At 69.2% G+C, this 26,744-nt stretch carries 26 protein-coding genes and 1 tRNA gene; 21 read left to right on the top strand and 6 right to left on the bottom strand.

All coding sequences use genetic code 11. The annotated features are described in order from the left end of the window. Window positions 1–182: 182 nt before the first annotated feature. Window positions 183–917, top strand: a complete 735-nt coding sequence (gene tsaB / locus FZ029_RS15075; RefSeq protein WP_149269935.1) for a tRNA (adenosine(37)-N6)-threonylcarbamoyltransferase complex dimerization subunit type 1 TsaB — start codon at window positions 183–185, stop codon at window positions 915–917. Next, window positions 914–1,384: a GNAT family N-acetyltransferase gene (locus tag FZ029_RS15070; RefSeq protein ID WP_149269934.1), complete on the top strand. Its 471-nt coding sequence runs from the start codon at window positions 914–916 to the stop codon at window positions 1,382–1,384. Before tsaB ends, FZ029_RS15070 begins: the two co-directional genes overlap by 4 nt. Window positions 1,385–1,387: 3 nt before the next feature. On the opposite strand, the gene FZ029_RS15065 is transcribed toward FZ029_RS15070, so the two are convergent. Continuing rightward, the gene (locus FZ029_RS15065) at window positions 1,388–1,642 is read right to left on the bottom strand and encodes a sulfurtransferase TusA family protein (RefSeq protein WP_149200782.1); all 255 of its coding nucleotides are present in this window, start codon (window positions 1,640–1,642) and stop codon (window positions 1,388–1,390) included. An 89-nt stretch (window positions 1,643–1,731) separates the two neighbouring features. Between FZ029_RS15065 and FZ029_RS15060 the strand changes: the two genes are divergently transcribed. The 9 genes from FZ029_RS15060 (at window position 1,732) to FZ029_RS15020 (ending at window position 8,949) form a co-directional block, all read left to right on the top strand. Continuing rightward, window positions 1,732–2,145: a MucR family transcriptional regulator gene (locus FZ029_RS15060; protein WP_149200781.1), complete on the top strand. Its 414-nt coding sequence runs from the start codon at window positions 1,732–1,734 to the stop codon at window positions 2,143–2,145. A gap of 341 nt (window positions 2,146–2,486) precedes the next feature. Then, complete coding sequence (locus tag FZ029_RS15055; RefSeq protein ID WP_149269933.1) at window positions 2,487–3,404, top strand: GNAT family N-acyltransferase; 918 nt, start codon at window positions 2,487–2,489, stop codon at window positions 3,402–3,404. A gap of 7 nt (window positions 3,405–3,411) precedes the next feature. Then, window positions 3,412–4,335, top strand: a complete 924-nt coding sequence (locus FZ029_RS15050; protein WP_149269932.1) for a lysophospholipid acyltransferase family protein — start codon at window positions 3,412–3,414, stop codon at window positions 4,333–4,335. A gap of 47 nt (window positions 4,336–4,382) precedes the next feature. Further along, window positions 4,383–4,456: transfer RNA gene (locus tag FZ029_RS15045), tRNA-Gly, on the top strand. A 200-nt stretch (window positions 4,457–4,656) separates the two neighbouring features. After that, window positions 4,657–4,905, top strand: coding sequence for a hypothetical protein (locus FZ029_RS15040; protein WP_149269931.1), 249 nt, complete (start codon window positions 4,657–4,659; stop codon window positions 4,903–4,905). Window positions 4,906–5,541: 636 nt separating this feature from the next. Beyond that, complete coding sequence (locus FZ029_RS15035; protein ID WP_188051950.1) at window positions 5,542–6,144, top strand: YgjV family protein; 603 nt, start codon at window positions 5,542–5,544, stop codon at window positions 6,142–6,144. A gap of 119 nt (window positions 6,145–6,263) precedes the next feature. Further along, window positions 6,264–6,707, top strand: coding sequence for a PA2169 family four-helix-bundle protein (locus FZ029_RS15030; RefSeq protein ID WP_149269929.1), 444 nt, complete (start codon window positions 6,264–6,266; stop codon window positions 6,705–6,707). Between the two features lie 178 nt (window positions 6,708–6,885). Next, window positions 6,886–7,125 (top strand): hypothetical protein, encoded by a 240-nt coding sequence (locus FZ029_RS15025; protein ID WP_149200776.1) that lies wholly within the window; start codon window positions 6,886–6,888, stop codon window positions 7,123–7,125. Between the two features lie 81 nt (window positions 7,126–7,206). Continuing rightward, a complete protein-coding gene (locus FZ029_RS15020) occupies window positions 7,207–8,949 on the top strand; it encodes a hypothetical protein (RefSeq protein ID WP_149269928.1) in 1,743 nt (580 codons plus the stop codon). A 20-nt stretch (window positions 8,950–8,969) separates the two neighbouring features. Here the strand turns inward: FZ029_RS15020 and FZ029_RS15015 are convergent, their stop codons facing one another. From FZ029_RS15015 to FZ029_RS15005, 3 genes are all read right to left on the bottom strand, one after another. Beyond that, the gene (locus FZ029_RS15015; protein WP_149200774.1) at window positions 8,970–9,770 is read right to left on the bottom strand and encodes a DUF1003 domain-containing protein; all 801 of its coding nucleotides are present in this window, start codon (window positions 9,768–9,770) and stop codon (window positions 8,970–8,972) included. A 281-nt stretch (window positions 9,771–10,051) separates the two neighbouring features. Beyond that, window positions 10,052–11,875 carry a phosphoenolpyruvate carboxykinase (GTP) gene (locus FZ029_RS15010; RefSeq protein ID WP_149269927.1) on the bottom strand — a complete coding sequence of 608 codons (1,824 nt, stop codon included), beginning with the start codon at window positions 11,873–11,875 and terminating at the stop codon, window positions 10,052–10,054. 489 nt (window positions 11,876–12,364) lie between these two features. Then, complete coding sequence (locus FZ029_RS15005) at window positions 12,365–13,315, bottom strand: pyridoxamine 5'-phosphate oxidase family protein (RefSeq protein WP_149269926.1); 951 nt, start codon at window positions 13,313–13,315, stop codon at window positions 12,365–12,367. Window positions 13,316–13,550: 235 nt separating this feature from the next. On the opposite strand from FZ029_RS15005, the gene FZ029_RS15000 reads away from it, so the two are divergent. The 8 genes from FZ029_RS15000 to ptsP all read left to right on the top strand — a co-directional run bounded on the left by FZ029_RS15000 (window position 13,551) and on the right by ptsP (window position 20,880). Continuing rightward, window positions 13,551–14,246 (top strand): response regulator transcription factor, encoded by a 696-nt coding sequence (locus FZ029_RS15000; RefSeq protein ID WP_149269925.1) that lies wholly within the window; start codon window positions 13,551–13,553, stop codon window positions 14,244–14,246. Further along, complete coding sequence (locus tag FZ029_RS14995) at window positions 14,218–15,951, top strand: stimulus-sensing domain-containing protein (protein WP_149269924.1); 1,734 nt, start codon at window positions 14,218–14,220, stop codon at window positions 15,949–15,951. The genes FZ029_RS15000 and FZ029_RS14995 overlap by 29 nt, the downstream gene beginning before the upstream one ends. A gap of 193 nt (window positions 15,952–16,144) precedes the next feature. Beyond that, on the top strand, window positions 16,145–16,561 hold the full coding sequence (locus tag FZ029_RS14990) for a hypothetical protein (RefSeq protein WP_149269923.1): 417 nt from the start codon (window positions 16,145–16,147) through the stop codon (window positions 16,559–16,561). A gap of 98 nt (window positions 16,562–16,659) precedes the next feature. Next, complete coding sequence (locus FZ029_RS14985; RefSeq protein WP_348771131.1) at window positions 16,660–17,193, top strand: HPr kinase/phosphatase C-terminal domain-containing protein; 534 nt, start codon at window positions 16,660–16,662, stop codon at window positions 17,191–17,193. Beyond that, entirely contained in the window at window positions 17,190–18,185 is a 996-nt protein-coding gene (rapZ, locus tag FZ029_RS14980; protein WP_149269921.1) for an RNase adapter RapZ, read from the top strand. The genes FZ029_RS14985 and rapZ overlap by 4 nt, the downstream gene beginning before the upstream one ends. Window positions 18,186–18,307: 122 nt before the next feature. Further along, window positions 18,308–18,706, top strand: coding sequence for a PTS sugar transporter subunit IIA (locus FZ029_RS14975; protein WP_042690507.1), 399 nt, complete (start codon window positions 18,308–18,310; stop codon window positions 18,704–18,706). Window positions 18,707–18,716: 10 nt separating this feature from the next. Continuing rightward, window positions 18,717–19,019, top strand: a complete 303-nt coding sequence (locus FZ029_RS14970) for an HPr family phosphocarrier protein (protein ID WP_149200766.1) — start codon at window positions 18,717–18,719, stop codon at window positions 19,017–19,019. Beyond that, the gene (ptsP, locus tag FZ029_RS14965; protein ID WP_149269920.1) at window positions 19,009–20,880 is read left to right on the top strand and encodes a phosphoenolpyruvate--protein phosphotransferase; all 1,872 of its coding nucleotides are present in this window, start codon (window positions 19,009–19,011) and stop codon (window positions 20,878–20,880) included. The genes FZ029_RS14970 and ptsP overlap by 11 nt, the downstream gene beginning before the upstream one ends. 189 nt (window positions 20,881–21,069) lie before the next feature. Here the strand turns inward: ptsP and FZ029_RS14960 are convergent, their stop codons facing one another. Continuing rightward, window positions 21,070–21,930: a cytochrome c gene (locus FZ029_RS14960; RefSeq protein WP_188051949.1), complete on the bottom strand. Its 861-nt coding sequence runs from the start codon at window positions 21,928–21,930 to the stop codon at window positions 21,070–21,072. After that, window positions 21,927–22,811, bottom strand: coding sequence for a thermonuclease family protein (locus FZ029_RS14955; protein WP_247892315.1), 885 nt, complete (start codon window positions 22,809–22,811; stop codon window positions 21,927–21,929). Before FZ029_RS14955 ends, FZ029_RS14960 begins: the two co-directional genes overlap by 4 nt. Here FZ029_RS14955 and FZ029_RS14950 point away from each other — a divergent pair. After that, a complete protein-coding gene (locus FZ029_RS14950) occupies window positions 22,798–24,330 on the top strand; it encodes a M48 family metalloprotease (RefSeq protein ID WP_247892314.1) in 1,533 nt (510 codons plus the stop codon). The genes FZ029_RS14955 and FZ029_RS14950 overlap by 14 nt on opposite strands. 95 nt (window positions 24,331–24,425) lie before the next feature. Next, complete coding sequence (locus FZ029_RS14945; RefSeq protein ID WP_149269919.1) at window positions 24,426–26,429, top strand: adenylate/guanylate cyclase domain-containing protein; 2,004 nt, start codon at window positions 24,426–24,428, stop codon at window positions 26,427–26,429. Window positions 26,430–26,744: the final 315 nt, after the last annotated feature.

Below are 26,744 nucleotides of genomic sequence, written 5' to 3'. Positions count from 1 at the left end.
GCGTATGAGGAAAACGATCGTCCTCTAGCATGGCCGCGGCGCCATCTGCCATGGTCGCGGGTCTGCCATGCCCGAGGTGATCTTTCCCGATCGAACGGCCCCGGTATGGCAATCCGGGGAAGGCGTGCCTGCGTATTACACATCGGCCGTCCGCGCGACGCGGCGGTCAGGAAGGCGGAGCGATGAAGGTTCTGGGTTTGGATACGGCCACGTCCGGCTGTTCGGCGGCAGTGTGGGAGGGAACGGCTGGTCAGGCCGGCGGCGCGCGCGTGACCGTTCGGCGCAGCCCGCCGATGTCGCGCGGTCAGGCCGAAGTGCTGGTGCCGCTGGCGCAGGAGGTGATGGCCGAGGCCGGTGTCGGATTCGCCGACCTCGACCGCATCGCCGTCACCGTCGGGCCGGGCGCATTCACCGGGCTGCGCATCGCGTTGGCCGCCGCGCGCGGCATCGCCGTCGCCCAGGATCTGCCGGTGGTCGGCATCACCAGCTTCGACGCCATCGCCCATGGCGTGCCGGCGGCCGAACGTGCCGGCCGGTCGATGCTGGTCGCCGTCGACAGTCGGCGTGCCGAGCCCTTCCTGCAGTTGTATGACGCGACGCTGACCCCCGTGGGCGAGCCGGCGATGCCCGACCCGACGGCGATCGCCGGCTGGCTCGACGCGCTGTGCCCGTCCGGTCCGCTGCTGTTGGCCGGCGACGCGGCGGCGGCGCTGCTCCCGCTGCTGGGCGGCCGGGCCGACGTCGTCCGGGCGTCCGGCGACGGGCTGCCGGACGCTGCGGTGGTCGCGGCGCTGGGGGCGGCCCGCCCCACCGGCCTGCCGGTCGAGCCCTTCTATCTCCGCCCGCCCGATGTCACCCTGCCGAAGGCTGCGGCCCGCAAGCCCGCCTCCAAGCCGGAACCGGGAGCGGCGTCATGACCGCGCCCTCCGTCCGCCTCCACCCTGCCGGCCCGCTGGAAGCCGGGGTGGTCGCGGCCCTGCAGCAGGTCTGCTTCCCCGACGATCCGTGGGACGAGACGTCGGTCGCCACCCTGACCACGCCGCCGGCCGGCTTCGCCGTCATCGCGCTCGATGCGCAGGAGCAGCCGGTCGGCTTCGTCATGGCCCGCGTCGCGGCGGAGGACGCCGAGATCCTGGCGATCGGCGTGCTGCCACAGGCGCGCCGCGGCGGCATCGGCCGCCTGCTGGTGGAGGCCGCCGTCACCGGATCGCAGAACCTGGGTGCGACTGCGCTGTTTCTTGAAGTCGCCGAGGATAATCCGGCGGCATCGAGTCTATACAAGGCCAGCGGCTTTTTTTCCGTCGGGCGCCGCCCCGGATACTACAAGCGTGTCGACGGCCGGGTCGCGGCGCTTGTCCTGCGCCGCAATCTCGATGGGGCATAGGGGTTAATTTTTCCGCACGATCAGGCGATGGACTCCGTCAGGATCATCCAATCGTTCGGGGTGGACAGACAGAATGCTGTGACCCAACTCGATCAAGGATCGTGGAACGTTTTCCAAGGGTTCACCGGCATTCAGCCGGACTTCGAGTGTCTGCCCCGCGTCCATCCGCTCTACCATCAACTTGGTCTTGACGAAGGTTAACGGACAAACCTGCGAGGTGATGTCGAGAAACAAGTCTGCAGAGATTTTTTCGGTCACCGATTCCTCTTTGTTCCAAAGGATGGATATTGCACGATTCAGAAAACCTCTTTATATGGTGAGGTACGAATGCCGCGGAGCAAGCTTACATGAGCAACGGGTCCCCTTCCAACGCGCTGTTGTCTCTGACCACGGAGATCGTGGCGGCGCATGTCTCCAACAATACAGTCTCGCTGACCGATCTTCCGACACTGATCGAACAGGTCTACAAGTCGCTGGCCAACGTCGGCACCGAACCGGTGGTGGCGGAGGAGCGGCCGCAGCCCGCCGTGCCGATCAAGAAGTCGGTCACGCCGGACTACATTGTCTGCCTGGAAGACGGCAAGAAGCTGAAGATGCTGAAGCGCCATCTCAAGACGGCGTACAATATGACTCCAGAAGAATACCGGGAACGCTGGGGCCTGCCGACCGACTACCCGATGGTCGCGCCGAACTATGCCCGCCAGCGCAGCTCGCTGGCCAAGCAGATCGGTCTCGGCACCCGCGCCCGCCGCGGCGCCTGAGGGTCGGGGCTTCCGCAGGGCGGACCGGCGTCATGACGGCGCCGCCGCCCGTGCCTGCCCTCTCCCGCTTCTTCCTTCCGCATTGGCTGCCGGGACATCCGCGGTCCCACCCGGGACTTCCAGAGTCCCAACGGGTCGCTTCCCCGAAGCGGACGATTCCCGAAGGTCGCAACAGGTTTCGGCTGACGGCACGCGACGATGTCGGTTGACCGGCAACCGGCGGATCGTGTTATGCCTTGTGGTGCGTGCGACGCTGTCCGTCCCGACCCTGGCCGCCCGTGGCCTGGCGGCGGCAAGCCGGCGCGGTGCACAGTCCAGAACCATCGCAGCGGACCGTCGACATGGCTGATGCAAGCTTGGACCAGCCGGGCATGACCCGGACTAGCCCGGAGCGGCGCGAGGCGTCCGCCGCCGGTGTTGCCGGTATCGAGGCCGGCGGCGAAAAGGAAAGCGGCGGCGAAAGGCCGATGGACGGCATCCGCCTCGGCACGCTGGAAGTGCGGCTGGCCCGCTCCGCTGAGGAGATCGACTGGGCGCAGGCCTTGCGCTACCGCGTCTTCTACGAAGAGATGGCGGCGATCCCCTCCCCCGAGATGCAGGCCCGGGGGCGCGATTTCGACGATTACGACGGCGTCGCAGACCATCTGCTGGTCATCGACCATTCCCGCGGCAACGGTCCCGACATGGTGGTCGGCACCTACCGCCTGATCCGCCGTCCCGCCGCCGAGAAGGTCGGCCGCTTCTATTCGAGCGACGAGTACGACATCGGCCGCCTCGCCGGCTATCCCGGCGAGGTGCTGGAGCTTGGCCGGTCCTGCGTCGATGCCGGCTATCGCACGCGCGGCAGCATGCAGCTGCTGTGGCAGGGCATCGCGGCCTATGTGTTCCAGCACGACATCGCCCTGATGTTCGGCTGCGCCAGCCTGCCCGGCACCGATCCGGACGCCATGGCGGAGCCGCTGTCCTACCTCTACCACCATCATCTTGCCCCGGCGGATCTGCGGGCGACGGCGCTGCCGGAACGCTTCGTGTCGCTGGACCGGATGGCGAAGGAGCATATCGACCCGCGGCGGGCGCTGAACATCCTGCCGCCGCTGATCAAGGGCTATCTGCGGCTCGGCGGCTTCATCGGCGACGGCGCGGTCATCGACCACCAGTTCAACACCACCGACGTCTGCATCGTGGTGAAGACCGATCTGATCACCGACAAGTATTTCAAGCATTACGAACGTCGCAGCCGCGACAGCCAAGCCGGCTGAGGCGATCATGACCCGCACCGCGCGCGCCTTGGGGTCTTCCGGCCGCGGCGCCCTGCGCCTGACGCTGTACCTGCTGTGGACGCTTCTGCTGATCCCGCTGCAGGCCCTGGCGGTGGCGCGCGGCTGGCGGCTCTGCCGCACCCTGCCGCCCTTCTATCACCGGGTCTGCGCCCGGCTGATGGGGCTGGACGTGGTGGTGCGCGGCCAGCGTGTCGCCGACGGGCCGGTGCTGTTCGTGTCCAACCACTCCTCCTACCTGGACATCACGGTGCTGGGCTCGCAGATCCCCGGCTCCTTCGTCGCCAAGTCGGAGGTCGGGAGCTGGCCCTTCTTCGGCCTGCTCGCCCGGCTTCAGCGCACGGTGTTCGTCGAACGCAAGGCGCGGACCACGGTCGACAAGCAGCGCGACGACATCGGCAGCCGTCTGGATGCCGGTGACAGCCTGATCCTGTTCCCGGAGGGCACCTCCAGCGACGGCAACCGCACGCTGCCGTTCAAGACCGCCCTGTTCGCCGTCGCCGCCCGCCGCATCGACGGCCGCCCGCTGACGGTCCAGCCCGTCAGCATCGCCGCCACCCGGCTGGACGGCATCCCGATGGGTTTCGCCTTCCGTCCCTTCTATGCGTGGTACGGCGACATGGATCTGGCGCCGCACCTGTGGCAGGCCTTCCGCCTGGGCGGCATGACGGTGGAGGTGGAGTTCCACCCGCCGGTGACCATCGACGGCTTCAGCAGCCGCAAGGCGCTGGCCGAGCATTGCCAGCGCGTGATCGCCGACGGCGTCGCCCGTGCCATCTCCGGCCGCCCCGACGGGCCGTCCCCGGCGAAGCACGCCGCCGCCCCGGCCACCGCCCAGCCCACCGCCAATGCCGCCACGAGTACGGCCACGCCTGCGCCGCCGGTCGCCGATCCTGCTCCCGGGAGTGCTTGATTCCGCTCTTGTATCCGCCGCGGCAGTCGCCTATAAACAGCGGGCGCGCGGGTGTAGCTCAATGGTAGAGCAGAAGCTTCCCAAGCTTACGACGAGGGTTCGATTCCCTTCACCCGCTCCAAACGCCATGCCGTCCGCATGGCAACCGGCCTTGAGCCGCTCCCTTTCAAAATCCGATTTTTTCTGACGAGCGGTTCGCACCGATGGGTGCGGATGGGCGCTCTCCTTTGCGTTGGCGGTTCGCCGATGGCGCGGTTGCCGGGATCGCCCGTTATCCTTGAAGCTGGGCGGCACTGTCCCTCAGCCGAAAGGAGAACGCCGATGCCGCCGATCGAAAGAGCCCGCCGGCTGAGCCGGTCCCTGCAGGCCCGCTTCCGCATCGACCTGTTCTCCGCCCTCGTGGAGCGCGAGTTCGAACGGCGGTTGGCCGACGCCATCCTGGAGGCTGAACGCGATGCCTACCGGCGCGGGCGCGAAGAGGCGCAGGCCGGGGCGAATGGCGGCGCGGTCAGTCCATCTCCGCGGCCGGAAGCGGCGGCTCGGCCGGGCGGCCCGCCCATGACCATGTAAGGCCAGCCCGCTCGGCACAGGCATAGTGCCAGGGGTTCTGATGGCCATGCCCGGCCCAATGCGGGTCGCCGGCACGGATCGGCCGGCCGCAGGCACAGCACAGATGCCCGTTGCGGCCGGCACGGCCACCGTGGCCGCGCGTTTCGCCGGTCTTGCCCGATTTCGGCTTCGGTTCCCAGCCAAGCGAGGCAGGATGGCGGCCGTACAGCGCCATGATGGTTCCCCCAGTTCGTCCGGATTGCGCCAATTACCGGATGATCCCCCGATCCCGGTCCGCCAGCGTCGATAAGGACATCGTCGATAACGATGCTGCCGTGACGGTGCGAGAATGCCGCCGTGCGCCTCCAAAGCCAACGGCAAGGATGGGCGGGATCCTCTCCGAAATCGTCGGGCTGTCTCCTGACAAACCTTTCGCAACCCTTGCCATGGAGGCGCAGCAGGGCAGAGAACACACAATAATCACCGAAGTTACCAGCACGATCCACATGATTGCGTCTCCAAACTGTCGGGGACATTCCGGCATCCATCTTTTAGTCTGTTTCCGGTCACATCGATGTTCATATCTGGTTAACCGTCCGGGACTAGCGTCCGCCGCCTTCGCTGCACTGCGGCATGTTCTTCATGCGAAGGCGCTCCATGACGGTCTTTCTGCTCGATTATCTGCCGACCCTCTCGGCAGTCCCCGCCACGATCCCGACGGTTGCCATCACCGGCATGGCCGGGCTGTCGGCCGCCACCCTGTCGACGCTTCTCGGCGGCCGGCGGGCGATCCTGCTGGCGCAGGCGGCGGCCTCCTCGCTGTTCCTGCTCCATTTCCTGCTGCTGGGCGCGCAGACAGGCATGCTGATGTGCGGGCTGGGGCTGATCCAGATGGCGGTGCGCGTCCGCCGCCAGCCCTCCCGGACGCTCGGCCTGCTCTATGGGTTGACGGTGCCGGCGGCGTTGGCCGTGGCGATGCTGAGCTGGCAGGGGCCGATGTCGGCGCTGTCGGCCACCGGCTTCCTGCTAGCGACGCTCGGCCGCTGGCAGACGGCGGTCGGACGGATGCGGGTGTTCTTCGTCATGGCGACCGTGGTCGGGGCGGGGCACAACCTGCTGGCAGGATCGGTCTTCGGGTTGGTGTCGGACGCGATGGGGCTCGGCGGTCATTGTGTCAGCCTGTGGCGGGCCGGGATGTTCCGCGGCCTGATCGGCCGCCATTCGCCCGCCGCGCGCGGCCTTTCCGCAGCGTCGGCGTAAGGAGGCGGCGGCCGGCTTCCGGCCCGTCGCACTGGTATTGCCCCCGGTGGCAGGTTGGAACATTCGGCCCTACCGCCGGGTTGTGGCAGCGTAGGGGACGCATGGGAGGGCCTGCCGCCATGGAAAAAAACGAGATCGTCGATACGCTCAATGACCTGATCCGCATCGTCGAGGACAGCCACGAGGGCTACCGGCAGGCCGCGGAATCCGCCGAGGACGAGGATCTGAAGGCTCTGTTCAACGATCTCGCCGCCCAGCGCGGCGCCATCGTGCGCGAGATTCAGCGGCTGGTCGCCGAACAGGGCGGTGCGCCGGACATGGGCGGCACCATGCTGGGCGGCGCCCATCGCTTCTTCCTGGAACTGAAATCCGCCGTGCTCGGCCATGAACGCGCCACCATCATCCAGGAGGTCGAGCGCGGCGAAAGCGAATGCCTGCGCCGTTACGAAGAAGCGATGGCGAAAGAGCTTCCCCTGGCCATCACCGTGGTGATCGCCCAGCATCTGGACCGCATCCGCGTCGACCGTGACCGCATGGCCGCCCTGCGCGGGGTGGTGGCATGATGGTGCGTCGCAGCATTGCGGGTGTGGGAAAGCGGGCGTAGGCTTTTCCCGGTGGCTGCAACGCATTGATACGGCTGCAGGGTCGTATCGCAGTCTCCGCCGATTACCGGCTCCGATCATCCGGCCCCAATCACCCAACCCTGGCGGCCGGATGCCCACTCCATCTGGACATGGATTGATGAACAGCGACAAATCGAAAAATGCAGACCCGGTCGGCAACGATCTGGTGACGAAGGGCGCTTTCGCCCTGTACCGCGCCGAGAATGCCCACCGCGTGTCCGAGTTCAAGAAGTCCCAGAACGCCGAGGCGGCCATCGCCGCCGATTTCGACGCCTACCGCACCCGTTATCTGCGGAAGTTCAAGGACGTCTTCGACAGCCTGTCCGAACAGGGCCTGACCGTCACCCGCGCGGTCTGACCCCAGCCCATGGGGCCGGGGCGGCACTGAAACGAATGGGAAAGCCGCGGGGCCGCCGCTATACTGCGCGGCATGGCCCGTATGCTGTTCCTCCGCGACATCGACGCCGACGTGCAACTGCGCTGCCGCGCCTGCGGACATGGCGGCGTGCTGCCCCGTGCCATGCTGGAACGGCGCTTCGGCCCCAATTATCCGGTGCTGTCGATCGCGCCGCATTACCGCTGCTCGCGCTGCGACTCCCGCGATATCGAAAGCCGGCCGATCCTGGCCGAACCCCCGACCGCCGGCCTCCCCGCCGCCAGCAATGACGAGCCGTCCTTCGATGCGCCGTTGGCGGCACTGAACGGACTGCTCGCCTCGTTGCGCGGTGGTGACGGCGGCCGGGACAGGACGGCCGATGCGGAGCCGCCGCCCCCTCCCCCTTCCCCTCCTCCGGCGCCTGTTCGCGGCAAGCCGGTGTCGGAATTGCCGCTGTCCGACCTCGTGGCCGACGGTCCGGCGGAGGATGGCGCCGCTCCGCTGTGGGAACCTGTTTCGCTCGCCGACATGGCGGCGCGCCTTGGCCGCCCGTCGCCGGCGGATGATTGGCCCAACGATTGGGATGACGAGCCGGCGGCGGGCGATGCCAGGACCGCCGCCAACGACGAGGGGCCGGAGCCGGCCCGCGACGAGGTTGCCGACACCGCTGATCCGGACGGCGCCGAGTCCGAAGATGGCGATCCCGACGACGATGGCGACGAGACGCTGATGGCGATGCGCCGGCTGCTGGCGCAGGCCTATGGCTCCGACGACGATGAGGACGACCCTGCGCCTGAGCCCCGGGCCGGCCGCGCTGCAAGCTTTGCCGAACCCCCGTCCTTTGGCGGTCCCGTCGGCGACCGGCCGGATCCGCGTGAAGACGAGCAGGACGAGCCGCCGGTCTTCTCGCACAAGGTCCTGGTGCGCAGGGATTTCGAGGACGACGGCGCGGATGCGGGGACCGATCCCTGGCAACCGGAGTCCGGGGACGGTGGCCGGGAGGACGATCTCGAAGACGGCGGTTCGGACGGCGAGGAACCGTCGGAGGAGGAGATCCTGTCCTTCGCCATCCGCGACCCGGAGAAGCCCATCCCGGCTTCCGCCTCCCGCCCGGCGAAGCCCGCGGCGCCGCCTGCCGAGCCGCTCGATTTCGACCAGCATCGCGCCGAACGCCGGGCCCAGCGCCCGCCCCCGCCGCCGGAGGATGAGGAAGGATTCGATCGGACTCTCGCCGCCCTGCGCTCCATGATCGAGGACGCGGCGAACGAGCCGGCGGAGGAAGAGGAGGACGCTGCGCCGCCGCCCAAGGGACCGCGCGATGCCGGCAGGATGGTCGACAAGCCCGCCCGTCGCGAGGAGCCGGATGACCCGGCGCCTGACCGGGGCGAGGACGACTGGTCGCCGCCCACCGGCTGGGGCGAACCCGATCCGGCGCCGGAGGCTGCTGCCCCGGAACAGGAAAAGGATCCGGAACCGGCACCCGCCGGCCGCCGCTCCGCCCAGGAGCGCGAGGTCGAGGAGGCGATGAAGGCCCTGCGCGGGCTGATCGAGGACGAGGTGCAGCGGGATTCGCCGCCCGCTTCCCAGCCGAAGCCCCGCGCCGCCAAGCCGCGCCCGCCGGCCCGCAGCGGATCGGCGGCGCCGGAGGCAGGGACGCCGCCCGACGCCAAGCCGCCGGATGTTCACCCGGAGACGGCAAAGCCGGCCACCCCGGAAACCAAGCCTGCCGGCGAACCGACGCCGCTCAGCAAGACCATCGCCGCGTTGCGCGGCATGCTGGAACTGGACGGCCGCCGCAAGCGCTGACGCGCCGCCCGGCGTCCGGTTCACTTGCGCAGCCGCTTTTCCTGCATGATCTCCAGCTGCAGCTGCTGGATCTCGGTCAGCCGCTGCCATTGGCGCTGGATCAGATAGTCCATCTTCTCGTGCAGGTGCCGGATTTCCAGCTCGGCCTTCAGGTTGACGCGGTAGTCGTTTTCGGAGCGCAGCCGGTCCTTCGCCTCCTGCCGCTTCTGGCTCATCATGATGACGGGCGCCTGGATGGCGGCCAGACAGGAAAGCAGCAGATTCAGCAGGATGAAGGGGTAGGGATCGAAGGCCCGCGCTTCGCCTTCGAGGATGTTGATGAGCATCCATACGCACAGGACAACGGCGAAGGAGATCAGGAAGGCCCAGCTGCCGCCGAAGCTGGCGAGACCGTCCGACAGCCGTTCGCCCAGCGTGCGGTGGTCGTCGTATTCCTCCTCCGGGTTCTCGGCCAGCGTCTCGTGCCGGGCGAGGCTTTCGGCGACCTCGCGGTCCAGTTCGCTGAGTTCGCCATGCTCCTCCTTCAGCAGTTCGGCGACATAGAGCGAGCGGTAGCGCGCCAGCTCCTGCCGGCTGATCTGCGCGTCCGGTTCCAGATGCGGGTGGTCATGGCGGATGCGGTCGGCCAGGCTGGGGCGCAGCGCGTCCAGCGCGATCAGGTCGCGCTTCGGCCGGCGCTTGCCGCTGATGGCGCAGGGCTGGCGCTTGGACGACAGCAGGCCGCCGGCGTCCTCCGGATCGGCTGACGGAAAGGTCGGCTCCACGGAGTCGTCACCATCCTGCGGTGGGCCATCCTGCGGTGGAATCTGATGATCGGACATGTGGTCGCCCTCCCTGGCATGCGCGAACCGGCGCGGGCGACTTTATGCCCGATCTTTTTGACATGCCGGTTAAATCACCGACAGGCAAATGCGGCAGGTAAGGATGGCATCGCCTTGCAAAGGCTGAGGCTTGGCGATCCCGTCCCCCGACACCACCGCCGGCGGGCCGGTTTCAGATGAATTCCCGTTCATCTTCGCCGCCACAACGGAAAAGGGGCCGCCTTGCGGCAGCCCCTATCCTTACCTGCTGACAGGCCTTACGTGCCGACGGCTTCAGCCGGTCAGCCGATGCGCCAGACGTCCGGGCTGCTCTCCAGCCGCTTCAGGACGGCGAGGCGCTGCTGCTCGATCTCCTCCGGCAGGCGGTCGCCGAAGCGGTTGAACAGTTCCTCCTGGTCCCGCGCCTCGGCCTCGGCCTCCTTGCGGTCGATGTCCATGATCTTGGCGAACTTGTCGGCCGGGAAGTTCAGGCCGGACCAGTTCAGATCCTGGTAGCGCGGGGAATAGCCGAAGGGCGATTCCGCCACGTCGGTGGCGCGGCCGCGGACGCGGTCGACGATCCACTTCAGCACGCGCATGTTGTCGCCGAAGCCCGGCCAGACGAACTTGCCGTTCTCGTCCTTGCGGAACCAGTTGACGCGGTAGATGCGCGGCAGGCTTTCGACCTTGCCTTCCATCGACAGCCAGTGGTTCCAGTAATCGGCCATGTTGTAGCCGCAGAAGGGCAGCATGGCGAACGGATCGCGGCGGATGGCGGCCTGGCCGACGGCGGCGGCGGTGGCCTCCGAGCCCATGGTCGCGGCCCAATAGACGCCTTCGCGCCAGTTGTAGGCCTCGAACACCAGCGGGAAGGTCTTCGACAGGCGGCCGCCGAAGATGAAGGCGCTGATCGGAACGCCGGCCGGATCCTCCCAGGCCGGGTCGATCGACGGGCACTGGGCGGCGGGGGCGGTGAAGCGGCTGTTCGGGTGGGCGGCGACGCGGCCGCAGCCCGGCGTCCAGTCCTTGCCCTGCCAGTCGATCAGGTGGGCCGGCGCCTCGTCGGTCAGGCCCTCCCACCACACGTCGCCGTCGTCGGTCAGCGCGACGTTGGTGAAGATGACGTTGTGGTCCAGCGTCTTCAGCGCGTTCGGGTTCGACTTCACGCTGGTGCCGGGGGCGACGCCGAAGAAGCCGGCCTCCGGGTTGATGGCGCGCAGCGTGCCGTCGGGCTGCGGCTTGATCCAGGCGATGTCGTCACCGATGGTGCGGACCTTCCAGCCCTCGAACTCCTTCGGCGGGACCAGCATGGCGAAGTTGGTCTTGCCGCAGGCCGACGGGAAGGCGGCGCCGACATAGGTCTTCTCGCCGGTCGGGCTTTCCACGCCCAGGATCAGCATGTGCTCGGCCAGCCAGCCCTGCTCGCGGCCCATGGAGGACGCGATGCGCAGCGCGAAGCACTTCTTGCCGAGCAGCGCGTTGCCGCCGTAGCCGGAGCCATAGGAGACGATGCGGTGCTCTTCCGGGAAGTGGACGATGTACTTGTTGTCGGCGTTGCACGGCCAGGCCACGTCCTGCTGGCCGGGCTCCAGCGGGGCGCCGATGGAATGCAGGCAGGGGACGAAGTCGCCGTCGCCCAGGATGTCCAGAACCTTCTGGCCCATGCGGGTCATCAGGCGCATGTTGACCGCGACATAAGGGCTGTCGGAGATCTGCACGCCGATGTGCGCGATGTCGGAGCCCAGCGGCCCCATGCTGAACGGCACCACATACATGGTGCGGCCGCGCATGCAGCCCTCGAACAGGCCGTCCAGCTTGGCCTTCATCTCCTCCGGGTCCATCCAGTTGTTGGTCGGACCGGCTTCCTCGCGCGTACGCGAGCAGATGTAGGTGCTGTCCTCGACACGGGCGACGTCGCCCGGATCGGAGCGGCAGAGGAAGGAGTTCTGGCGCTTGGCCTCGTTCAGGCGGATGAAGGTGCCCGCTTCCACCATCTCGTTGCAGAGACGGTCATATTCCTCCTGCGACCCATCGCACCAGTGAACGCGCTCCGGCTTGCATTTCAGCGCGATCTCCTCGACCCAGGCCAGGAGCTTCTTGTTCCGCGTCCGCGTATGTCCAGTCATATCGTCCCTCTCGAAGGCTGGGCCGGTCCCCTTGCGCCCGGGCATGCCCCTCGCCGGGGGTCCCGCGGCCGGTCCGGCCGTTCTTTCGTCCGTTGTCGTGTCGTCAGATGGAAGGCGGCCGCCGCATCAGCGGGGGGCCGGTCCGAAGAGGCGGCCGGGTTGGAAACCCGCCGCTATGCGCTGCACCGGCGGGGTGCGGCGACGATACGGTGCAAAAGGCGGTCCTGAGGCGACAGGTCTGGGGGCCAATGGCCCGGACGGGAAACGGGTCGATCCGTTATGGTCCACTGAAGTGTTCTCCTGGTTGCGCGTGCCCGCGCGCCGCGTTCTTGTTTTTGGTGCGGCGCCCGGTGGTGTCGAAGCGACCTCTCGGCTGGTCGTTCAGGCTGACGGTTGGCTTCTCGTCTCTCTCGTTGTTTACTTTTTGCTGACCGTTCTTGTTGTTCTTCTTTTTTATCTTCTTGTTGTTCTTTCCGGCACCGGGGTCCGTCAGGCACCCTCGTCGCCGGCGGTTGCGGTTCCAGCCTTTTCGGTCCCGGATGTCGATCCTCCGGGTTGTCCGGACCCGTCCTGCGGCCGGATCAGCGTGTCCAGCATCAGTTTAGCCGATTCGGGGTCATGGATTCTCTGCTCAAAATCGACGCGGGCGACGTACCCCCCGCGTCGCAGGTCGCATCCCTCCGGGTCCACTCCGGTCAGGCTCCAGCTTTCCCCATCGCCGGCGCCCTCACCATCGGAGGCGGGCGCCAGTCGGGAGCCGTACCGCTGCCCGTTCAGGTGGTCGAGCAGCGCCGCCTCGCCCGCCGCCAGGGCGGGGGCTGCGGCGGGCAGGTCCAGCTCCGCGGCGGACAGCCAGTGGATGCGGCCGAAGCCGGCGACCAGATGGGCGCGCTCCACCGCCACGCGGTAGACCGCGAAATCGGCGAAGCCGGCATAAAAGGCGGCGTCGGGATGGCGGCGCAGATAACGCTGGCGGCGGATCGGATCGTCCGACCGCTCCGCCCGGCCCAGGACCGACAGGCGGGCGCCGGTCAGCGGCTGCGCCAGTCCGGCGGTGCCGTCGAACAGCAACCCGACCCGGCCGTCGGCCCGCAGGTTGCGCGTGTGGTCAGCAAGCGTGGAGAGCAGAAGCAGCGGACTGCCGTCATGATCGAACGCCACCAGCACCAGTGAGGGATAGGGCCAGCCGGCCGCGTCCGCCGCCACCGCGCCACCGTCATCGGCCGGCCGCTGGGCGGTCGCCAGCGTAGCGCGGTCGCAGGCGCGCATGAGGCGCCGGGCGCCCAAGGCCGCAGCCATGGTTGCCGGAGCCATGGTTGCCGCAGCCGGGATGGCGGAATCCGGGCCGCTCCGGCCGGTGCCCGGCGGCATCGCGCCCTCCTTGCCGTCCGGCGTGGCGCCGGATGGAGAGGACGCGGGAAGGGCGTTCGAAAAACTCATTCCAAAACGAGTGCGTTCTCCCGCGCGGCACCGTTGTTCGGCGCCGCATTGCCGCCATATTGGACCATACAAATGCTGCGGGAAAAGAGAAAACTGCCTCTGGTACCTGGACTCTGGCATAAAGTATTGGAATGACCACTCCTCCTATGCCTGATGTTTCCGCTAACATTTCTGCGAACCGGCACTTCGACCATCCGACCTGACCTGACCCGTTTCAATAGGATCTGTTACGACCATGGCCCACACCGTCGCCCTGGTGGATGACGACCGCAACATCCTGGCTTCGATCTCCATCGCCCTGGAGGCTGAAGGCTTCGACGTGCGCACCTACACCGACGGCGCCGAGGCGCTGCGCGGATTGAGCCAGCGCCCGCCCGACCTCGCCGTGCTCGACATCAAGATGCCGCGCATGGACGGCATGGAGTTGCTGCAACGTCTGCGTCAGACCAGCCAGATGCCCGTCATCTTCCTGACCAGCAAGGACGACGAGCTGGACGAGCTGATGGGCCTGCGCATGGGGGCCGACGACTACATCAAGAAGCCCTTCTCGCAACGCCTGCTGATCGAGCGCATCCGCGCGCTGCTGCGGCGTGAGGCGCTGCGCGGCGAGACGGTGGAAGCCGATCCAGGCCAGCTGATCACCCGCGGCCCGCTGCTGCTGGACGGCGCCCGCCATGCCTGCAGCTGGAAGAGCCAGCCGATTGACCTGACCGTGACCGAATTCCTGCTGGTGCGCGCGCTGGCCCAGCGGCCGGGCCATGTGAAGAACCGCGACCAGTTGATGGACGCGGCCTATGGCGAGCATGTCTATGTCGACGACCGCACCATCGACAGCCACATCAAGCGGCTGCGCAAGAAGTTCAAGGCGGTCGACCCCGACTTCGCCCAGATCGAAACGCTCTATGGCGTCGGCTACCGGTACAAGGAATAGCGCGGTGTCCACGCTGGGCCGGGGCGGGACCAGACGGCGCGTGTCGCCGCTGACCCTGCGCATCCTTGCGGTGAACGTGCTGGCGCTGGTCCTGCTGATGGCCGGCCTGCTCTATCTCGGCCGCTACCAGGACCGCCTGATCCAGGCGGAGACCGAGGCGCTGGAGACGGAGGCGCGCATCTTCGCCTCGGCGCTCGGCGAAGGGGCGGTGAACCGCATCCTGACCGCCCCCTCCCCCACCGGCGACGAGGGGGGCGAGCGGTTCGAACTGGCGCCCGAACTGGCCCGGCCGATGATCCGCCGTCTGGCGGAGGCGACGGCGACGCGCACCCGCCTGTACGACATCGACGGGCGCATGCTGTCCGACAGCCGGGTGCTGGTGGGATCGCAGGGCCGCATCGAAATCCGCGAGCTGCCCTCCCCGCCGGCCGGCGACCCGCTGTCGCGCGCGATCAACGACCTCTACACCCGCCTGATCGACGTGGTGCCGAGCCGGGAGGGGTTGCCGGTCTACCGCGAGCAGCCGGGCGAGCCCAATCCGGACGTGGAACGCGCGCTGAGCGGCGAGGCGGCGGCCACCGTCTGGCGTGTCGACGGCGCCGGCGGCGACCCGGAACTGCTGCTGACGGTGGCGGTGCCGGTCCAGCGCTACCGCGAGGTGCTGGGCGCGGTGCTGCTGACCCGCGGCGGCGGCGAGATCGACCGCGCCATCCGCTCCGTCCGCTTCGACATCCTGCGGGTGTTCGCGGTGGCGCTGCTGGTGACGGTGGGGCTGTCCTTCTATCTGGCCGGCACCATCGCCCGGCCGATCCGCCGGCTGGCCCAGGCTGCCGACCGGCTGCGCACCAGCCACGGGCGCCATGCCGAGATTCCCGACCTGACCCGCCGCGGCGACGAGATCGGCGAGCTGTCCGGCGTGCTGCGCGAGATGACCGACGCGCTGTGGACGCGGATGGACGCCATCGAACGCTTCGCCGCCGACGTCGCACACGAGATCAAGAACCCGCTGACCTCGCTGCGCAGCGCGGTGGAGACGGCGGGCCGCGTCAGCGATCCGCGCCATCGCGACCGGCTGATGGCGATCATCGCCGACGACGTGCAGCGGCTGGACCGCCTGATCAGCGACATCTCCAACGCCTCCCGCCTGGATGCCGAGCTGTCGCGGGCCGAACCGGAGCCGGTGGACATCGGCCTGCTGCTGGCGATGCTGGCGGAGCTGCGTCAGACTGTCGCCGAAACCGTGGCCGCAACCGTCGAGGAACCGATGGCGGCCGGTGGGACGGGAGAGGCCGCCGCCGCGCCGCCGCGCGTCGTCGTCGACGTGCCGGCGGGCGAGCGGCTGGTGGTGCCGGGACTGGAGGGGCGGCTGACCCAGCTGTTCCAGAACCTGATCGACAACGCCCTGTCCTTCTCGCCGCCCGGCGGTCTGGTGCGGCTGACCGCCCGGCGCAACGGCCGCAACGTCACCGTGGTGGTGTCGGACCAGGGACCGGGCATCCCGGAGGGGAAGGAGAAGGCGATCTTCGACCGCTTCTATACCGAGAGGCCGGCGGGCGAAAAGTTCGGCACCCACTCCGGTCTTGGACTATCGATCGTGAAGCAAATAGTCGGTGCGCACAACGGTTCAGTATTTGCGCAAAATAGGAAGATATCGGATGGGAGCATCGATGGTGCCGACTTCGTCGTGACCCTGCCTCTGCTGTAAGAGGCTCTGCGGAATTTCATACATCCTTTGCACTCTCGGCTAGACAAGCCGCCTGTAAGCACCGATCATGGCTCAGTTCGCTCTCTCCTGCCGGCTGCCGAGGCACCGGGACCATATCGGTTCGGTTGTTTGCTTCTGCTCCATAGGCTTGGAAGAGGGTGACCACAGCCCGGAACAAGGATGTGGGGTTGCCATGCCTGAGTCCGCTCCACCCGAGTCCCCCCTGCAGTTTCCGCGCAGCCCCGGCCGCCGTCCCGCCGGCTTCGGCGCCGCTTCGGCGGAGGTCGTCGATTTGCGCCGTTACCGTCTGGCCCGCCTGATCCGCGATGCCGGGCGGCAACAGGGGGAACTGGCGAAGCTGATGCGGGACTCCGCGCAGGAGCGGACGCAACTGGCCGAAGCGCTGCAGGGCGCGCAACGCCACCTCGCCAGCATCGCCGACAACTACAAGGTCCTGCTGGTGCGGCTGAAGCGGGAAAAGGACTTCCGCGACGCCTGCCAGGAAGCGGCCGAGCTGGACGATCTGGACGAGATGATCCGTCGCCGCGACGCGCTGGCCATGGAACTGGAGGCGATCCGCCGCACCCCCCGCGGCGCCGCCGGCGCCTGAGGAGCACCGCCCGATCCATCACGCCGCCCAAGCAATCAGACCGAAAGAACGGTCGGAAGCGGATGGGGGAGCCCGGACAGGTTTCCCCGCCTGACATCATGGGCCACCGTTCCGTTTCCATTGACAGAATCAGCGCCACGTCTCACCTTCGCCAGACTATGGTGACGATTCACGGCACCTGCGTCTTGCTCTCCGGAATCGGCGTGCTGCTGCGTGGAGAGTCCGGACGGGGAAAATCGGATTTGGCCTTGCGACTGATCGATGGCGGCGCCTTGCTGGTCGCGGATGACCGGGTGGTGCTGCAGAGCGAGCCCGGCCGCCTGACCGCCTCTTCCCCGCCCACGCTGGCCGGGCTGCTGGAGGTGCGGGGCGTCGGCATCCTGCCCGTTCCCTCGGCCCCGTCCGCTCCCGTCGGTCTCGTCGTCGATCTGGTTTCCCGTCCGGAGGTGGAGCGCCTGCCGGAGGCGGAGACCGAGACGCTGCTGGGCGTCGCCCTGCCCCGCCTCGGGCTTTGCGCCTTCGACGCCTCGACCCCCGCCAAGATCCGCCTCGCCGTCGCCAGCCTGTGCGGCGGCCGGCTTGACCGGGTGCCAGCCAGCCTGTCCGCCCAGCCGAGCCCGGTCACATCATGACATCTCCCGACGTGCCGTCTTCCGAAGGGTTGGGCGATTCCGCCGCCACCGCTGCCTCCCGCGGGCGCGTCGTGCTGGTCACCGGCCTGTCGGGCGCCGGCATGTCGGTGGCGCTGAAGGCGCTGGAGGATCTGGGCTACGAGGCGGTGGACAATCTGCGCCTGTCGCTGGTCCCCGCCCTGATCCGGCAGGCCGACCCGAAACGCCGGCCGCTGGCCCTGGTGATCGACAGCCGCACCCGCGACTTTTCCGCGCAGAACTTCCTGGACGAGCTGGAGGAGTTGCGGGGCGACGGCGACCTCGACGTCAGCCTCGTCTTCCTGGATTGCGGCGACGAGGTGCTGCAGCGCCGCTTCACCGAAACGCGCCGCCGCCACCCGCTGGCGGAGGACCGCACGGTGCCCGACGGCATCCAGCGCGAACGCGCCCTGCTGTTCCCGCTGAAGGAGGAGGCCGACGTCACCATCGACACCACGCAACTGTCCATTCACGATTTGCGGCGCATCCTGTCCGGACATTTCCGGCGTGACGCCCAGGCAGCCCTGCAGGTGTTCGTGACCTCCTTCTCGTTCCGCCAGGGACTTCCGCGCGAAGCCGATCTGGTCTTCGACGTGCGGTTCCTGACCAACCCGCATTACGATCCGGAGCTTCGGCCGCTGACCGGCCTGCATCCGGCCGTCGCCGCGCGGGTGGAGGGCGACGCCGACTACCCGGCCTTCTTCCGGAACCTGACCGAACTGCTGCGCCCGCTGCTGCCGCGCTACAATCAGGAAGGCAAGAGCTACCTGACCATCGCCATCGGCTGCACCGGCGGCAAGCACCGTTCCGTCTTCGTCGCCGAACGGCTGGCGGGATGGCTGAAGGAGCAGGGGCTGCGGGTCAACCTGAGCCATCGCGAGTTGGAGCGGTTGGGGCTGCGGATCGCCGGAGCCGGCCCGGGCAATCAGCAGTCCGGCCATCAGGCCCCTTACCCGGCCCCCCATCAGGGATGATGCAAATTGCGCCTTGACGACCATACGTCCAACCAACGATCCAGATGCGATGCGGACAGGCGCCTTGCGGCACCGGCCCGCGCGCAGGTCTCCGGGGAGGACCCAACCTTGAAGGATGTCCCATGATCGGTATGGTTCTTGTCACCCACGGGCGGCTGGCCGAGGAGTTCATCGCCGCGCTGTTCCACGTCGTGGGCGAACAGCAGCAGGTGCGCGCCGTGTGCATCGGGCCGGACGACGACATGGAACAGCGCCGCCAGGACATCCTGAATTCGGTGGCGGAGGTCGATGACGGGTCGGGTGTCGTGGTGCTGACCGACATGTTCGGCGGCACGCCCTCCAACCTCGCCATCTCCATCATGGACAAGGCGAAGGTGGAGGTGATCGCCGGCGTCAACCTGCCGATGCTGATCAAGCTCGCCAGCGTGCGCAAGACCGAGCCGCTCGACAAGTCGGTGATCGCCGCCCGCGACGCCGGGCAGAAATATATCAACGTCGCCTCCACCCTCCTGTCGGACTGAACCGCCCGCGATGAGCCACCCCGACGACATGGCGCCGACCGACGGTGAAATCCGCCGCACCGCCACCATCACCAACCAGCGCGGCCTGCACGCGCGCGCCTCGGCCAAGTTCGTCAAGCTGGTCGCCACCTTCGATGCCGAGATCTCGGTGCGCCGCGGCGACTCCGTGGTGTCCGGCGAATCGATCATGGGGCTGATGATGCTGGCCGCCGGTCCGGGGACCAGTGTGGAACTGCGCGCCAGCGGCGCCCAGGCCGATGCGGCGATGGACGCCCTCCTGGACCTGATCAACCGCAAGTTCGATGAAGAGTGACCTGCCCTCCGCCGTCCCGGCCGCCGTCCCCACCGGCGGCCCGGTGGCCGGCCCCGACCGCGGCGGTTCCGGCGGAACGCCCTCGCCTGAGTCCTGGAGCACGTCTGCCGGCGGGTCCGGACGCGCCCTGCGCGGCCTCGGCGTGTCGCCCGGCATCGCCATCGGCCCGGCCCATGTGGTGGAAAGCGGCGCCGTCGCCATCCCCGAATACATCGTCGAACCCGACGCGGTCGAGGCGGAGGTCGCCCGCTTCAACGAGGCGGCGACCAAGGCGCGCCGCCAGATCAAGAAGCTGAAGAGCAAGGCGCTGGTCCTGCCCGACTCGGCGTCGGAGGAGATCGGCTTCCTGTTGGACGCGCACCTGTCGATGGTCACCAACTCGCGCCTGACCCGCGGGGTGGAACATCGCATCAAGCAGGACCGCATCAACGCGGAGGCCGCCATCCAGGCGGAGATCGCCGCCATCGCCGCCACCTTCGCCGGCATGGACGACGCCTATCTGGCCGGGCGCATCGACGACATCCGCGAGGTCGGGCGGCGGCTGACCCGCAACCTGATGAAGCAGGAATACCGGGCCTTCAGCACCCTGGCTCCCGGCAGCATCATCCTGGCGGAGGAGCTGACCCCCGCCGACACCGCCCTGCTCGACCCCGCCGTCGTCGGCGGCTTCGCCACGGTGCTGGGCGGGGCGGAGGGGCACACGGCGATCCTCGCCCGTTCGCTCGGCCTGCCGGCGGTGCTGGGCGCGCCCGGCCTGCTCGCCGGCGTGCGCAACGGCGTGACGGTGATCGTCGACGGGCTGCAGGGCCGCGTGCTGATCGACCCGCCCACCGACGTGCTGGACGACTATGGCGAACGCCGGGCCGCCCGCGAACGCGAGCGCCAGGGATTGAAGAGCTTGCGCAAGCTGCCCGCGGTCACCCGCGACGGCACCGCCGTGACGCTGATGGCGAACCTGGAGCTGCCGCGCGACCTGGACCAGGCGCTGGAGCATGGCGCCCAGGGCATCGGCCTGCTGCGGACCGAGTTCATGTTCATGAACCGCGACCATCTGCCCGACGAGGATGAGCAGTACACCGTGCTGCGCACCATGATCGAGGGGATGGGCGGCCGCACCGTCACCGCCCGCACCATGGATCTGGGCGGCGAGAAGCTGGCCGGCTGGATGGCCGGCCGCTATGGCGAGCCGGCCAACCCGGCGCTGGGCCTGCGCGCCATCCGGCTGGGCTTGCGCGAACCGAAGCTGCTGGAGACCCAGCTGGCCGCCATGCTGCGGGCCGGCGCCCATGGGCCGCTGCGCATCCTGCTGCCGATGATCGCCTCGGTCGCCGAGGTGCAGAAGGTGCGGGAGATGATGGGCCAGGTCGCCCGCCGTCTGCGCCGCCGCGGCGTCGCCATCGCCGATCCGCTGCCGCCGGTCGGGGTGATGGTGGAGGTGCCGGGCGCGGCGCTGGCGGCCGACGCGCTGGCCTATGCCGCCGATTTCTTCTCCATCGGCACCAACGACCTGACCCAGTACACGCTGGCCATCGACCGTGCCGACGAACAGGTCGCCACCCTCTACGATCCGCTGCATCCGGCCGTGCTGCGGCTGATCCAGTTCACGGTGGAGGCCGCCCTGCGCGCCCGCATCCCGGTGTCGGTCTGCGGCGAGATCGCCGGCGACCCGCGCTATTGCGCGCTGCTGCTGGGGTTGGGTGTGCGCGAGCTGTCGATGGCGCCGCTGTCGGTGCCGGCGGTGAAGAAGCGCATCCGCTCGCTCGACCTGATGGAGGCGGGCAAGCGCGCCCGCGTCATCATGGACCAGAGCGACAGCGGCCGCATCGCCACGCTTCTGGACGACTTCAACGCGATCCTGTGATGTGAGGCCAAGCAGATCCTTTATCGGCCGTCATCCCCGCGGAGGCGGGGATCCAGTGTTTCCCAAGCAGAACCAATGGGTAAGCCTGGATCCCCGCCTTCGCGGGGATGACGCCGAAAGAGGGGCTGGCCCATTGGGAAATGGGTCAAGCCCTGTAAATTATTGATGCCTGTGGGGCGAAAGCCCCTCTCAAGGCGCCTTGCGTCCCGCCATGTGCCCCAGATAGGCGACGACGCGGTCCAGATCGGCATCGCTCAGCATCGCCGGATCGAAGCCCGGCATCTGCTGGCCCGGCCATGTCCGGACGGAGCGGGGATCGCGGACCAGCCTTTTCAGTCCGGCGGGGGTGAGATATTCGGTCGGGTTCATCGGCCGGTTCAGGTCCGGCCCCATCGTGGCGCTGCCGGCGCCGTTCAGGGTGTGGCAGGCCATGCATTGGGTGATGAACACCGCCTGCCCGGCGCGGATCGGCGAATCGGCGGCCAGCCCCGGCTCGACCGCCAGCTGCGGCCAACGCCGCAACGGATCGTCGGAGGCGACGATGCGGGCCAGCTGGTAGGGCCATTGTTCGCTGCGCACCCCCGACGCCTCCGGCCGCACCCACACCAGATAGAAGGGACCGGCGGACACCTCCTTGCCCGGCAGGTTGGGCCAGGGCCGGTCGGCCGGTTCCACCGCCAGGAAGGCGACGGCGCCGTCGGGACCGGTGCGCAGGCACAGCTCCGGCGGCAGCTGCGCGGTGAAGCCGTCCGACGCCACCCCCTCCAGCACGGTGCCGGGCGGGAAATCACCGGTGCCGAGCAGGCTGGCGAGCGGCACGGCGCGGTAGCTCATCGGCCGGCCATAGGACACGTCGGCGGGAATGTCGACGGTCACCGCGTCCGGCCGGGCCAGCAGGGCGTCGCGGTCGAAAACCCGCTCGGCCCCGGCGACGGCGATGGTCAATGTCGGCCCGCCGGCCAGTGCCGCATGCACCGGCAAGGCGCCAAGCAGAAGAAACAAGGCGGCGAGCAGGCGCCCGCCCATACGCGCAATCGACGGCTTCATCATTCCGGGTCGTCCTCCGTTTCGTCCTCTTCCCACGGGTCTTCATCGTCCGGCTTGCCGCTTCGCAGGGAGGCGGAGGCCGGTACCCGCTCCAGCCGTTCGATCTGCTCGGGATGGGTGATCTCGATCATCGGCCCATTGCGCAGCGTGATCCAGCCGCGCACGCGCACGCGGCGGCCCTCGTAGGATAGCGGATCGATGCCGGCGCGGGTGACCTCGCGCATCGCGGCGCGGCCGATATGGACGGTGACGTCGCTGCGCCAGTCGGCGCCGAAATCCAGCCAGGTCTCGCCGCCGCCCTTGGACACCGCCAGCACCAGCCCCTCCAGCAGCTGGAAGCTGTCGCGGTCGCGGGCAAGCTCGTCCGCGTCGGCGGCGTCGCGCACGGCATAGACCCGGCTGCGCCACAGCCCGCGCCCGGCGGTGCGTGCGGAATCCTCGCCGGCCAGCATCTCCGCCGCATAGGCACGGGCGTCGGGCCGGGTGCGGACCCGCGCCATCCCGCGGACCAGCAGCGCCGATTGCAGCCACAGGCCATCCTCCCGCACCAGATGGGCGAGCAGCCGGCCATGGCGGTCGACTGGCGCCGGCCCATGCAGCAGGACGCGGCGGCCCAGGGCCAGATCGCTCAGCGTCCTCGTCGCCGCGTCCGCCAGCGGCCAGACGCGCCCGTCGGCCGGATTGGCCCCGGAGCCGGCGCTGCGCGGCGGCTTTGCCGCCTCGATCCCCGCCAGCCGGACCTGTCGGCCGTCCTCCAGCTCCAGCGTATCGCCATCCAGAACGGCGGTGACCCGCAGGGGCTCCGCCGAGGCGGCGGCGGCCAGCAGCAGCCAGCCCAGCAGCAGAACCGGCAGGCACACAAGCGGGAGCGTGACACGTCGCATCGGGAATGCCGTCGTTGCGGAACATCCGCCGCCGGGCGGGGTTCTGACCGGTATGCCGACCCACGCCCCCTTCCGCAAGCCGTTCCGCACCGCGCTCGCCGCGCTCTGGCTGGCCGCCACCCCCGTCCTGGTCCCGAGCGCCCAGGCCGGGCTGCTCGACAATGTGCTGTCGGGCGGCGACGAGGCGGCGCTCGGCGCGCAGGAGCATCCGAAGATCCTGGCCCAGTTCGGCGGGGCGGTGAAGAATGCCAGGCTGCAGGGCTATATCGACCAGCTCGGCCGCAAGCTCGCCGCCACCACCGCTCTGGCGCGCGAGCCCTGGACCTTCACCGTGCTGGACAGCGACGTGGCCAACGCCTTCGCCCTGCCCGGCGGCTATGTCTATGTCACCCGCGGCCTGCTGGCGCTGGCGGAGGACGAGGCGGAGGTGGCCGGCGTGCTGGCGCACGAGATCGGCCATGTCACCGCCCACCATTCGGCCCAGCGCCAGACCCGGCAGACCATCGCCGGCATTCTCGCCGCCGGGGTCGGGCTGGTGTTCGGCAACGACACGCTGGCGCAGCTGGCCGGGCTGGGCGGCACCGCCGTGGTCGCCAGCTATTCCCGCGAGCAGGAGCTGGAGGCCGACCAGCTCGGCGTCGAGACCCTGCGGCGGACCGGTTACGACCCCTTCGCCATGGCGACCTTCCTGGAGACGCTGCGGCGCGACAGCCAGTATGAGGGGCTGCGCGCCGGCAACAAGGGCGAGGGCGGCTTCGACTTCTTCGCCAGCCATCCGGCGACGGAGGAGCGGGTGCGCATCGCCGCCGACCTCGCCCGCAAGATGCCGCAGGGCGGCGCCCGCCCGCGCGATCCTTACCTGGCGGCGGTCGACGGCATGGTCTATGGCGACAGCCCGGAGAACGGCTATGTCCGCGGCCGGACCTTCGCCCACCCGCAGCTGGGCATCGCCTTCACCGTGCCGCAGGGCTATGCGCTGCTGAACGGCGCCGATCAGGTGGTCGCCAAGGGCCGGAACGGCACCGCCATGGCCTTCGACGGCGGATCGGCCGCCGGCGTCTCCGACCCGGCCGCCTTCCTGACCGGCGTCTGGGGCAAGGGGGCCAATCTGTCCAACGTGCAGCGCATCACCATCGGCGGCATGCCGGCGGCGACCGCCACCACGCGCGGCGAGTCCAATGGCGACAGTGCCGACATCCGGCTGGTGGCGATCCGCGCGTCGGATGGAAAGATGTACCGCTTCACCTTCCTGGCGCCGGCCGGATCGCTGGCGCGTTTCGATGGCGATTTCCAGGCGGCGGCCAACAGCTTCCACCGCCTGACCGCCGAGGAGGCCGCCCGCTACCGCCCCCGCCGCGTGCAGGTGACCACGGTGCAGCCCGGCGACAGCGTCGCCGGCTTCGTCCGCCGCATGCCGCAGGAACCTTACGCCAAGGAACTGTTCCGGATCATCAACGACCTGCCGCCCGGAACGCCCCTGCAGCCCGGCCACCGGGTGAAGGTGATCGTTGGCGAATAGCGCCTTTCCCGGCGTGAGCGTGGCCGCATGAAATCCGCGTAAGGATACAGCCCGGCGGGTTGCCGCCGGACGGGCGGGCGGGTAGGCTGCCGCGCATGTCCGACACCCCGTCAGCACGCGCCCCGATCGCACCGGCCGTTCCGGCAAAGGCTGCGAAGCCGGCGCAGAAGCCGAAGCCCGCCGGGCGTCGGCGGCTGCGGCTGCCCATCGCCGCGGTTCTGGTTGCGGGGTTCGGCTCCCTGATGCTGGCGGCGGTCGCCAGCGTTCTGGTGCTGGGTCTGGTCAGCGCCAGCACCAACACCTTCGCCCTGCTGAACGACAAGGCCGATCTGGCGCTGGCCGGGGTGGAGGTGCGGGTCCGCCACCAGCTCGACCCCGCGCGGGAGATGGCGCGCTTCGTTGCCGGACTAGTGGAGCGCGGCGACCTGCGCGCCGGCGACACCACGGCGATGATCGACACGCTGCGCGGCGCGCTGGCCGGCGCGCCGGACGTCACCGGCCTTGCCTTCATTCGTCCCGACCTGACCGGCGTCCGCGTCGGCCGGCTGAACGGCGAACTGCTGGCCGAGCCCTTCGACATGCAGGGCGACAGCGACATCCCGCCGGAGGTGCTGGACGGTCCCAACCGCAGCGCCGCCAGCTGGGCCGAGCCGCGCTGGCTGAAGGAGGCGCAGAACAGTTTCGTCACCGTCTACCAGCCGGTGCGGCGCGACGGCCGCTATCTGGGGCAGGTGGCGGTCGGCGTCTCGCTGGGCGACCTGTCGCGCTTCCTGCAGGTCCTGTATGTGGAACAGGGGCTGAACGCCTTCGTGCTGTACGACCACAGCCATGTGCTGGCCCATCCGGCGCTGGTCGGCCGGACCTTCGATTTCTCCGGCAAGCTCGACGGTCCGCCGCTGCCGCGCATCGATCAGGTCGACGACCCGGCGCTGGCGGCGCTGTGGTCCAGCGGCGTGCCGGTCCAGTCGCTTAAGAAGCGGGTGGAGGCGCGCGGCGTACGCGTTCTCGGCAGCGAATACATGTTTCTGACCCGCAAGATGGCGGGGTACGGCCAGCAGGACTGGATCATCGGCATCGGCTATCGCGACGGCGAGATGGGGGTGGAGATCCGCCGGCTCTACGTCACCGGCGCCGTCGGCTTCGCCATCCTGCTGGTGTCGGTCGGGGTGGCGCTGCTGGTCGGGCGGCGGATCAGCCGGCAGGTGGCGCGGCTGGCCGAGGCCGCCGACCGCGTCCGCGCCTTCGAATTCCGCGCCATTCCCGATCTGCCGGATTCCCGCCTGCGCGAGATGGCGCGCGCCGCCGCCGCCTTCAACGCCATGATCGCCGGCCTGCGCTGGTTCGAGACCTATGTGCCGAAGGCGCTGGTCCTGCGCCTGATGCGCCAGCGCGAGACCGAGGGCGGACTCGATTCCGTGCAGCGCGAGGTGACGGTGATGTTCACCGACATCCGCGGTTTCTCGCGCATGGCCGAGCATATGGCCGCCGCCGACACCGCCGCCCTGCTGAACGAACATTTCACCCTGCTCGCCGCCTGCATCGAGGCGGAAGGCGGCACGGTGGACAAGTTCATCGGCGATTCCCTGATGGCCTTCTGGGGCGCGCCCGAAGCGCAGGAGGATCATGCCGTCCGCGCGCTGCGCGCCGCGCTGGCGATCCATCACGCCATCCGCGCCGACAACCGCCGCCGCGTCGCCGCCGGCCGGGCGCCGATCCATGTCCGCGTCGGGCTGCACAGCGGCCCGGTGGTTGTGGGCAACATCGGCTCCGACAGCCGGATCAACTACACCATCGTCGGCGACACCGTGAACGTCGCCGCCCGCATCGAGGAGCTGTCGGCCGCCCTCCAGGGCGACGCCGAGGTGATCGTGCTGACCAGCGGCGTCACCGCCGCCAAGGGCAAGGACGCCGTCCCGCTGGTCCGCCAGGGCGGCCGGTCGCTGCGCGGCCGCACCGGCATGACCGAACTCTGGCGTCTGGTGCTGGAGGAGGAGAAGAAGGATGCGGCGAAGCCGGTGGCGCCGGCGATATCATTCCCTTCCCTTCCCGATGCGGGAGAAGGCGCGAAGCCGGCGTTCGCAGGTAAGGATACACCCTGAACCGGGACTCTATTTCCAGCTAAGTCACTGACAAATCTGGAAACGCCCCTGCCCGCTTCCTTACCTCAACGCCATCCGCGGCGGGCCCCGCGGGGGGGGGCCCCGCGGAACAAGGCGGCCCGGTTGTTTATCATCCGTGCGCCCCGCTGGCCCCCCCCGGCGACGGTCCAGGGGGCGGGGGAGGGGGGGGGGGGGGCGTGGGCGGGGGCGGCGCAGGGGGCGGGGGGGGGCCCGGCCGCGGGGGGGAAGCGGCGGGGCCCCCCGCCCGCCCCGGGGGGGGGGGGGGGCTGGGGCGGGCCGGCGAGGGGGCCGCCG

The organism is Azospirillum sp. Sh1 (genome assembly GCF_008365135.1).
Classification (GTDB): domain Bacteria; phylum Pseudomonadota; class Alphaproteobacteria; order Azospirillales; family Azospirillaceae; genus Azospirillum; species Azospirillum oryzae.
This window is presented reverse-complemented; position numbering and strand designations above follow the sequence as displayed.

Coding starts and splice junctions, on each gene's coding strand:
- tsaB (WP_149269935.1), top strand. CDS start 183: ATGAAGGTTCTGGGTTTGGATACGGCCACGTCCGGCTGTTCGGCGGCA.
- FZ029_RS15070 (WP_149269934.1), top strand. CDS start 914: ATGACCGCGCCCTCCGTCCGCCTCCACCCTGCCGGCCCGCTGGAAGCC.
- FZ029_RS15060 (WP_149200781.1), top strand. CDS start 1,732: ATGAGCAACGGGTCCCCTTCCAACGCGCTGTTGTCTCTGACCACGGAG.
- FZ029_RS15055 (WP_149269933.1), top strand. CDS start 2,487: ATGGCTGATGCAAGCTTGGACCAGCCGGGCATGACCCGGACTAGCCCG.
- FZ029_RS15050 (WP_149269932.1), top strand. CDS start 3,412: ATGACCCGCACCGCGCGCGCCTTGGGGTCTTCCGGCCGCGGCGCCCTG.
- FZ029_RS15040 (WP_149269931.1), top strand. CDS start 4,657: ATGCCGCCGATCGAAAGAGCCCGCCGGCTGAGCCGGTCCCTGCAGGCC.
- FZ029_RS15035 (WP_188051950.1), top strand. CDS start 5,542: ATGACGGTCTTTCTGCTCGATTATCTGCCGACCCTCTCGGCAGTCCCC.
- FZ029_RS15030 (WP_149269929.1), top strand. CDS start 6,264: ATGGAAAAAAACGAGATCGTCGATACGCTCAATGACCTGATCCGCATC.
- FZ029_RS15025 (WP_149200776.1), top strand. CDS start 6,886: ATGAACAGCGACAAATCGAAAAATGCAGACCCGGTCGGCAACGATCTG.
- FZ029_RS15020 (WP_149269928.1), top strand. CDS start 7,207: ATGCTGTTCCTCCGCGACATCGACGCCGACGTGCAACTGCGCTGCCGC.
- FZ029_RS15015 (WP_149200774.1), bottom strand. CDS start 9,770: ATGTCCGATCATCAGATTCCACCGCAGGATGGCCCACCGCAGGATGGT.
- FZ029_RS15010 (WP_149269927.1), bottom strand. CDS start 11,875: ATGACTGGACATACGCGGACGCGGAACAAGAAGCTCCTGGCCTGGGTC.
- FZ029_RS15005 (WP_149269926.1), bottom strand. CDS start 13,315: ATGAGTTTTTCGAACGCCCTTCCCGCGTCCTCTCCATCCGGCGCCACG.
- FZ029_RS15000 (WP_149269925.1), top strand. CDS start 13,551: ATGGCCCACACCGTCGCCCTGGTGGATGACGACCGCAACATCCTGGCT.
- FZ029_RS14995 (WP_149269924.1), top strand. CDS start 14,218: ATGGCGTCGGCTACCGGTACAAGGAATAGCGCGGTGTCCACGCTGGGC.
- FZ029_RS14990 (WP_149269923.1), top strand. CDS start 16,145: ATGCCTGAGTCCGCTCCACCCGAGTCCCCCCTGCAGTTTCCGCGCAGC.
- FZ029_RS14985 (WP_348771131.1), top strand. CDS start 16,660: ATGGGCCACCGTTCCGTTTCCATTGACAGAATCAGCGCCACGTCTCAC.
- rapZ (WP_149269921.1), top strand. CDS start 17,190: ATGACATCTCCCGACGTGCCGTCTTCCGAAGGGTTGGGCGATTCCGCC.
- FZ029_RS14975 (WP_042690507.1), top strand. CDS start 18,308: ATGATCGGTATGGTTCTTGTCACCCACGGGCGGCTGGCCGAGGAGTTC.
- FZ029_RS14970 (WP_149200766.1), top strand. CDS start 18,717: ATGAGCCACCCCGACGACATGGCGCCGACCGACGGTGAAATCCGCCGC.
- ptsP (WP_149269920.1), top strand. CDS start 19,009: ATGAAGAGTGACCTGCCCTCCGCCGTCCCGGCCGCCGTCCCCACCGGC.
- FZ029_RS14960 (WP_188051949.1), bottom strand. CDS start 21,930: ATGATGAAGCCGTCGATTGCGCGTATGGGCGGGCGCCTGCTCGCCGCC.
- FZ029_RS14955 (WP_247892315.1), bottom strand. CDS start 22,811: ATGCGACGTGTCACGCTCCCGCTTGTGTGCCTGCCGGTTCTGCTGCTG.
- FZ029_RS14945 (WP_149269919.1), top strand. CDS start 24,426: ATGTCCGACACCCCGTCAGCACGCGCCCCGATCGCACCGGCCGTTCCG.